The sequence below is a fragment of the Streptomyces flavofungini genome, assembly GCF_041028215.1.
Taxonomy (GTDB): domain Bacteria; phylum Actinomycetota; class Actinomycetes; order Streptomycetales; family Streptomycetaceae; genus Streptomyces; species Streptomyces flavofungini_B.
Map to the genome: position 1 here is coordinate 1 of NZ_JASKYR010000376.1, position 7,323 is coordinate 7,323.

Here is a 7,323-nt window from a genome sequence, read left to right on the forward strand (position 1 = left end):
GTGCGGCACGACGGCTAACCTGGGCGCCAACGACAACCAACAAATCGGTCAAACAATTGATATCCACAGAATCGCGGGTGTCTTCGCGAAGAGGCCGCAGGATCATGTCCGTCGACTGGCGCAGCCCACGGGTGCTCCTGTGGCTCACGGCGGGCGTGGTGGCCCTCGGCTTCCTCGTCGCGCTGGAGATCGTCGCGCGCCGGTACGCCGGTCAGCCGGGGCCGATCACCAACCAGGCGCGCGAGGTGCTCTTCCCTCCCAAGCCGGGTCCGCTGTACGGCGGTATGGCGTTGATGATGGTGGTGCTCACCTGGCGGCAGCGGGCCATCGCGGCCGGTGCCGCGATCGGCATCGACATCGTCTTCATCGTGGTGCGATGGGCGCTGGACGTCGAGACACCCGAGGGGCAGTTCTTCGGCAACGGCGCGTTGTGGGTGATTCTGGGCGTCGCGGTCATCGCCGTCACGCGCCGCACCGGGCCGGAACGCGTCCTGCTCCTGAAGGGCGTCGGCCTCGGCCTGCTCCTGGTGGCCGGTCGCAAGACAGGTGACACCTGGCTGCTGATCACCTCCAAGACCCGCCCGACGGTGCTCGATCCCTATGTGGCGATGGCCGATCACGCGCTCGGCAACCCGTCCTGGCTCGCGGGCCGGATGCTTGAGGCCACCGGACCGGTCGGCGTCAACACCCTGGACCTGGTGTACGCGCAGCTCGCCGTCGCCGCGATCGTCGTGGCGCTCTACCAGCTGCGGAACGTGGCCGCCGAACGCCGCTTCCCGAGCCATCACCTGGTGCGCACCTTCCTGGTCATCGGCATGGTGGGCCCGGCCTTCTACATGCTCTTCCCGGTGGTCGGGCCGATCTTCGCCTACGGTCCGGGCACCTCGGGCACCGGCGGGGTGGAGTGGGCGGTGTCGGATCTGTGGCCGCACACACTGCCGCCGGTCACCGCTCCGAACCCGGTGCTTTACGACGGGATCACCCCGCGCAACTGCATGCCGAGCCTGCACACGGCGTGGGCCACCGCGATCTTCATCCACTCCCGCAAGGGCCCGCGCCTCTTCCGGTACGCGGGGACCTTCTGGCTGACCGCCACGCTCGCCGCGACACTGGGCTTCGGCTACCACTACGGAGTCGACCTCGTCGCGGGCGTGGTCTTCGCCCTCACGATCGAGGCGTCCTTGCGCGCCCTCGACCGTGGCTGGGACCGCTCCGCGACCCGGCTCGTGACCCACGGAGCAGTGGTTTTCGCCGCGCTCCTGCTCTCCTACCGCTACCTGCCGATGGAGATGGCCACCCACCCGTGGGCCTTCGGGCCGCTGGTCATCCTGGCGATGGCTTCGGTGATCCACGGCTACGTACGCACCACCAGGCAGTGGGCCGCGGACGCCCCGTCGGCCCAGCGGCCGGAACCGCAACCGGCCCTGGCCTGATTCCCTCGCTCATGGCGTGTACACGTAAGATCACCCCGCGCCCCCGGGCGCGCGTACAGGTTCATCAGAAGTGGAGCACCCTTTGAAGAAGCGTCTCATCGTTCCCGCGGTCGTCGCGGCGCTGTCGCTGGCCGGTCTCGTACCGGCGGCGTCCGCCGCGTCCGCTCCGCAGAGCGGCACCGTGGCCACCGCCGCGGCGGCGAAGTGCAAGGCCCTCAAGTCGGTCAGCACGCTCAACATCCGCAAGTCGGCCACCACCAAGTCGACCATCCTGGGCACCTGGCCCAAGGGCGCCAAGGGCTGCGACATCTCGGGCAAGATGGGCGGCACGTACAAGAACACGTGCGGCATCGACAAGTACAACGGCTGGCGCAAGGTCAACTACAAGGGCACCGTGGGCTACGTCCCCAACATCTGCGTCGTCTACGTCTAGCAGCACCTGACCGGGCGCGCCCGCGTCCGATGCCGTGCGTCTGCCCTTCGGCGAGGCGGTGCGCCGCCTCGCCGAAGGGCGGCGGCCTCGCCGCCCGTGCCGACAGGCGACGTGCCAGGCGGCGGAACCAGCCGCGGTCAACCCCGTCCCCCGTGCCAGGACGGCCGTCGGCCACAGCGGGAGGGAACAAAAGTACAAGCCACCGCGGCGCCCGGGCGGCGACAGTGGGCCCATGACCTCTCCCGACGCACACGGTGACCTGTACGTCCACACGGCGGGCCCCGATGACGCCCCCGTCCTCCTGCTCCTGCACGGTTCCGCGGCGTCGAGCCGCTCATGGGACGCCATGGTGCCGCTGCTGACAGCCCATCACGTCATACGGTTCGACCTGCCGGGCCACGGCCGCTCGGCCGCGCCCGCCGACCACGACTACACACTCCCCCGGCAGGCCGGCAGATTCGGCGACGCGCTCGACCGGCTCGGCGTGCGGCGGGCCGTCGTCGTCGGCCACTCCAGCGGCGGGTACGCCGCCACCGCCCTCGCCGAGCAGCGCCCCGACCTCGTGGCCGCGCTCGCGCTCATCAACACGGGCCCGAGCATGGCAGCCTTCATCGCACCGCCGGACCAGGCCGCGCTCGACCCCGACCGGTGGCCACCCGCCGACGACCAGCTCCGCCGGATGGCGAGCACGGGGTTCCGGCCCGGCTACGAAGTTCCGCGCGACCTCATCGACGAGCTGCGCGGCATGTCCCTCCAGGCGGTCGCCGCGGCGATGCGGGCCTCGACCGGCTATCTGAACGAGCGGGCGCTGCCGGACCGGCTGGCAGCCGTCGGGAAACCGCTGCTCGTCATCTTCGGCGACCAGGACCGCAGGTGGCGTCCCTCCTCGGCGGCGGACTACCGCGCGGTCCCCGGCGCGGAGATCGCGATGCTGCCGGGAGCCGGTCACACACCGATCCTGGAGGAGCCGTCACGGACGGCCGCGCTCCTGCTGGCCTTCGCCGAACGTCTGGCCCGCGACGACCGGCACCCCCTCACCCGTGGGGGCGGCCCTACGATGCGGGCATGACGATCACCTGCACATGGCGCGGCGACTTCGACAACGCGGCCGTCAACGCGCTGCACGCCGAGGCGTTCGACCATCCCGTGCTGTCCATCGACTGGTGGGCGCAGGTGCGTCGGCACAGCCTCGGCTGGGTCGTGGCCCGCAGGGGCGGAGAGCTGGCCGGGTTCGTCAACGTCGCCTGGGACGGCGGGGTCCACGCCTTCGTCCTCGACACGATGGTCGCCCGGGAGCTGCGGGCGTCCGGGGTCGGCACCGAACTCGTCGCGGTCGCGGCACGCGAGGCCCGCGCGGCGGAGTGCGAGTGGCTGCACGTCGATTTCGACGAGCACCTGCGGCCCTTCTACTTCGACGCCTGCGGCTTCAAGCCGACGGACGCGGGCCTGATCGCCCTGCGCTGAGCCGGGTCAGCCGCCGTTGGTGTGCTTGCCCGGTTGCAGGATCTCGTCGAGCACCCTGCCGATCGACCGGAAGGCTCGGGCCTCGATGCTCGTGCTCAGGGCCTCCGCCTCCTTGCCCTCGCTCCGCAGTGACTCCGAGAGGGCGAGGTTCCGGTCGGCCTCGTCCGACGCCCAGTTCCGGGCTCCGCGCATGCGCGTCAGCAGTTCGTCCGCGTCCACAGGTTGCGTCATGCGCCCATGTCTACCCCGGGGAGCGGGACGCCACCCGGTTCAGGTGCCCTCGTTGCCCCGCAGCTCCTCCACCGCGACGCGCGCCGCCGCTCCGATGACGGCGTCGGCCCTGGGCAGTTTGGTGTCCGCGCGGGCCGCCTGGGTGAAGACGACGGCGGTGTAGACGCCGCCGTCGGGCAGCTCGACCACGCCCGCCTCGTGGCGCATCGTGCCGAAGGTGCCGGTCTTGCCCGAAACGGTCACGTCGTCGTACGGGAATCCGGAGGCCAGGCGGTGGGACCACGCCTGGGTGCCCATCGTCGCGCGCATCCAGGCGCAGCTCTCGGCGGAGGCCGCGGTGTCGGTCCAGATCGCGCGCAGCAGCCGGGCCATGTCGGCAGGTGTGGAGGACGCCTTGGAGGCGGGGTCGTAGACCCCGGCGGGCACCGTGCTGTCGTTGTCGGCGAGGCGTTCCATCGCGGCACTGAGCGACTCCGCGCCGGTCTCGGAGACCATCCGCTCGAACGCCGTGGCCGCGCCGCCCAGGACATGGGTGTCCGGCAGGCCGAGGTCCCGGCAGAGGCCGTCGACGGCCGCCGGGCCCACGTGCCGCAGCACCGCGTGCGCCGAGGTGTTGTCCGAGACGCTCATCATGAGGACCACCAGGTCGCGCAGTGAGACGGTGACCGGGTCCCGCAGGATGGAGAGGCCGGTCACGCCGGGCACCCGTTCGTCGGGGCCGAGCGTCACGCGCTGCCGGGGGTCGAGGCCACCGGTCTCCACGAGCCGGCAGAAGGCCGCCATCAGCGGCACCTTGTAGACCGAGCCGATCGGCACCGGTTCGTCGGGGTCGACCGTGACGCGGGCCGTCGGCCGGTGCAGTTCCGCCACATGCAGCCAGCCGCGCACTCCGGCGTCCGCGAACATGCCGCGGATGGCGCGCTGGGCGTCGCTCTCCCGCCTCGCCGCGCTCACCGTGCCGCCTGCCGGGCCAGGGCGTCCACCAGCAGGCGGGCCGTGCGTGCCGTGGCCTCGGAGTCCGGGCGGCGGGCGTCCCACACCACCCGCAGGCGCAGCGGGAGCGGCGGGTCGGTGGCCGGGGTGCGTTCGACGCCCTCGGCCACGAGTCCGGCGTCGGCCGTCACCAGCACGGCCTGGCCCGCCGCCACCAGGGCCAGCCCGGCGCGCTCGTCGGGGACGACAACCGTCTCCACGCGGCGGCCCCGGCTGGCGAGGGTGTCGATGAACAGGTCGTACGCCGCGGGTGCCTCCTCGCGCGGCCGGACGGCGACGGGCAGCCGCCCGCTTCCCCCGGCCGCGCCGTCGGCGCTCGGCGGGGCGGGCGTCAGGCGCCAGGTCGGCAGGAGCACCACCCCGCCGGAGGCGAGTCCGGGAAGCACCGCGGGGTGCCGGATCACGGCGAGGTCGMGCCGTCCCGCGGCGGTCTCGGACAGGAGCGTGGCGGTCGGTGCCGTCGAGACGGTGAGCCGGGTGTGCTCGCCCGCGCGGCCCGGTGCGGCGGCGACGGCTGCCGCGACCCTGGCGGGCACTTCCGGCGCCAGGCCGAGCCGGAGCCGTCGGCCGTCGGCCCGCTCCCGCGCCCCGGTCTCCCGCAGCTCCGTGAGCGCGGCGAGCGCCCTGCGGGCGTGCGGCAGGAGCAGCGCGCCCTCTTCGGTGAGAGTGACACCCCGGCTGCGTTCGAAGAGGCGTACCCCGAGGAGTGCTTCGAGGCGGCGCAGACCCTGCGACAGAGGCGGCTGGGTGATGCCCACCCGCTGCGCGGCGGCGCCGAAGTGCTCCTCGTCCGCCAGCGCGACGAAGATTTCCAGATGGCGTTCGGTGAGCACGACGCTCCCCTGACGTGCGCAGATACGGATGTCGAATCGCTCCGACGTCGAGAGTGTATTCGACATGGCCGCGAGGGGCGGCCTTGACTGTGGCTGCCGCGCCTGGCGACGGCTCACCGAGGGAGGGAACCTTGTCGCACCCGTATCCGGAAGACCCGCCGCAGTATCCGGAGGACCCGCTCCGTACCGCGTCACCAGCACATGACGCGTCACCATCACGCCCGCACGGCCCCGCCCGCAGCCGCGGACCGAACCGGAGCCGGAGGACGTTCGGGATCATCGGCCTCGTCCTGCTTCTCGCGGGCGGGGGCTACGCGGGCCACCGCCTCCTCTCCGACGACGACAGCGCCGACCCCCGCGTCGCCGCGGCCGAGGACCGTCTCCGGTCGTTCCTCGGTGCCTGGCAGAAGGGGCAGGCCGAGCGCGCGGGCACGTACACCGACAGCCCCGAGACCGCCGCGTCGCTGCTGACCTCGGTGATGACCAATCTGGCGCCGTCCCGGACGAAGGTCACCGCCGGAGAGGGCGCGCTGCGGGGCGAGGACGAGGTGCAGGTGCCCTTCGCGGTGGCCATGCGCATCCCCGGGGTCGGCGAGTACACCTGGGACTCCCGGGCACGGCTGCGCGAGCGGTCCGGGCAATGGACGGTGCTGTTCTCGACGCCGATGGTCCATCCGGAGCTGCGGCCGGGGCAGACACTGGCGCTCAGCGGCAAGGGCGGCAGGGCGAAGATCCTCGACGCCGACGGCGGCGAGCTGGCAGCCGCCTCGCTCACCGGCACGGTGGACGAGAAGAGCGGCAAGGGCGTCTCCGGGCTCCAGGCCCGTTACGACGCCCGGCTCGCCGGGGGCAAGGGACCGCGCAAGGCACTGGTGATCGCCGACCGGCGGAGCGGGCAGGCCGTGCGCACCCTCGTCGGGGCGAAGGCCCGCAAGGGCCGGGCGGTGCGGACGACCATCGACCCCAAGGTGCAGCGGGCGGCGGCGGACGCGCTGTCGGGGGTGGACAAGACGGCGGCGATCGTCGCGGTCGATCCCCGCGACGGGCACATCCTGGCCGCCGCCAACAAGCCCGGCGGCATGAACCGGGCCCTCGCGGGCCGCTATCCGCCCGGCTCCACCTTCAAGGTCGTCACCACGGCGGCTCTCCTCGGCCAGGGGCTCCGTCCCGGTGACCCCGCGCCCTGCCCGAAGTTCGCCCATGTCAACGGCCAGCGCTTCGAGAACCAGGACCAGTTCGCCCTGGACGAGGGCTCGACGTTCCGTGCGGCGTTCGCGCAGTCATGCAACACCTACTTCGTCGGCGCCCGCGACAAGCTCTCCGACTCCGCGCTGCGCGACACCGCACGGGCGTTCGGCATCGGCGGGCACTGGGACGTGGGCGACACCACGTACGACGGTGAGGTCCCGGTCAACACCGGCGACAACGACAAGGCCGCCGCTGTGATCGGCCAGGCGCGGGTGCAGGCCTCTCCCCTGGTGATGGCCTCGGTCGCGGCCACCGTCAAGAGCGGCACCTTCACCCAGCCGGTGCTCGTGCCCGACGGGGTGCGCGAGAAGTACCGGGCCCCGAGGAACCTCGGCCCGGAAGTGGCCGCACAACTGCGCTCGTTGATGCGCTCGACGGTGACGTCGGGTTCGGGCCATGCGCTCAAGGGCCTGCCGGGCACCCCGCACGCCAAGAGCGGCACGGCCGAGTTCGGCACCGCGAAGCCACCGCGCACCCACGCCTGGATGATCGGCTACCAGGGCGAATCCGACCTGGCCTGGGCCGTGCTCCTGGAGGACGGCGGATCCGGCGGCTCGGACGCGGGGCCGGTCGCGGCCAGATTCCTGCAGAACCTCAGCTCCTGACGAAGCCTCAGGGAAACTCAGCTCCCGACGAAGCCTCAGGAAAACTCAGCTCCCGACGAAAGAGGACGACCGTGCGTCTCACC

At 72.4% G+C, this 7,323-nt stretch carries 8 protein-coding genes; 5 read left to right on the forward strand and 3 right to left on the reverse strand.

The genetic code is table 11. The features are described 5' to 3' along the window. Positions 1 to 104: 104 nt before the first annotated feature. The 4 genes from AB8Z36_RS24075 to AB8Z36_RS24090 all read left to right on the forward strand — a co-directional run bounded on the left by AB8Z36_RS24075 (position 105) and on the right by AB8Z36_RS24090 (position 3,330). Entirely contained in the window at positions 105 to 1,433 is a 1,329-nt protein-coding gene (locus AB8Z36_RS24075) for a phosphatase PAP2 family protein (protein ID WP_369215451.1), read from the forward strand. An 82-nt stretch (positions 1,434 to 1,515) separates the two neighbouring features. Beyond that, entirely contained in the window at positions 1,516 to 1,866 is a 351-nt protein-coding gene (locus tag AB8Z36_RS24080) for a hypothetical protein (RefSeq protein WP_369215452.1), read from the forward strand. Between the two features lie 232 nt (positions 1,867 to 2,098). Then, complete coding sequence (locus AB8Z36_RS24085; protein WP_369215453.1) at positions 2,099 to 2,935, forward strand: alpha/beta fold hydrolase; 837 nt, start codon at positions 2,099 to 2,101, stop codon at positions 2,933 to 2,935. After that, the gene (locus AB8Z36_RS24090) at positions 2,932 to 3,330 is read left to right on the forward strand and encodes a GNAT family N-acetyltransferase (RefSeq protein WP_369215454.1); all 399 of its coding nucleotides are present in this window, start codon (positions 2,932 to 2,934) and stop codon (positions 3,328 to 3,330) included. The genes AB8Z36_RS24085 and AB8Z36_RS24090 overlap by 4 nt, the downstream gene beginning before the upstream one ends. A gap of 6 nt (positions 3,331 to 3,336) precedes the next feature. On the opposite strand, the gene AB8Z36_RS24095 is transcribed toward AB8Z36_RS24090, so the two are convergent. Genes AB8Z36_RS24095 through AB8Z36_RS24105 form a run of 3 tightly spaced genes read right to left on the reverse strand, consistent with a single transcriptional unit; the run spans position 3,337 to position 5,453 of the window. Further along, positions 3,337 to 3,561 carry a hypothetical protein gene (locus AB8Z36_RS24095; RefSeq protein ID WP_369215455.1) on the reverse strand — a complete coding sequence of 75 codons (225 nt, stop codon included), beginning with the start codon at positions 3,559 to 3,561 and terminating at the stop codon, positions 3,337 to 3,339. Positions 3,562 to 3,600: 39 nt separating this feature from the next. After that, positions 3,601 to 4,515 (reverse strand): serine hydrolase, encoded by a 915-nt coding sequence (locus AB8Z36_RS24100; RefSeq protein WP_369215456.1) that lies wholly within the window; start codon positions 4,513 to 4,515, stop codon positions 3,601 to 3,603. Next, the gene (locus AB8Z36_RS24105) at positions 4,512 to 5,453 is read right to left on the reverse strand and encodes a LysR family transcriptional regulator (RefSeq protein ID WP_369215457.1); all 942 of its coding nucleotides are present in this window, start codon (positions 5,451 to 5,453) and stop codon (positions 4,512 to 4,514) included. The genes AB8Z36_RS24100 and AB8Z36_RS24105 overlap by 4 nt, the downstream gene beginning before the upstream one ends. A gap of 65 nt (positions 5,454 to 5,518) precedes the next feature. Here AB8Z36_RS24105 and AB8Z36_RS24110 point away from each other — a divergent pair, with 65 nt between their 5' ends. Then, the gene (locus tag AB8Z36_RS24110; RefSeq protein WP_440581987.1) at positions 5,519 to 7,240 is read left to right on the forward strand and encodes a penicillin-binding transpeptidase domain-containing protein; all 1,722 of its coding nucleotides are present in this window, start codon (positions 5,519 to 5,521) and stop codon (positions 7,238 to 7,240) included. Positions 7,241 to 7,323 lie beyond the last annotated feature (83 nt).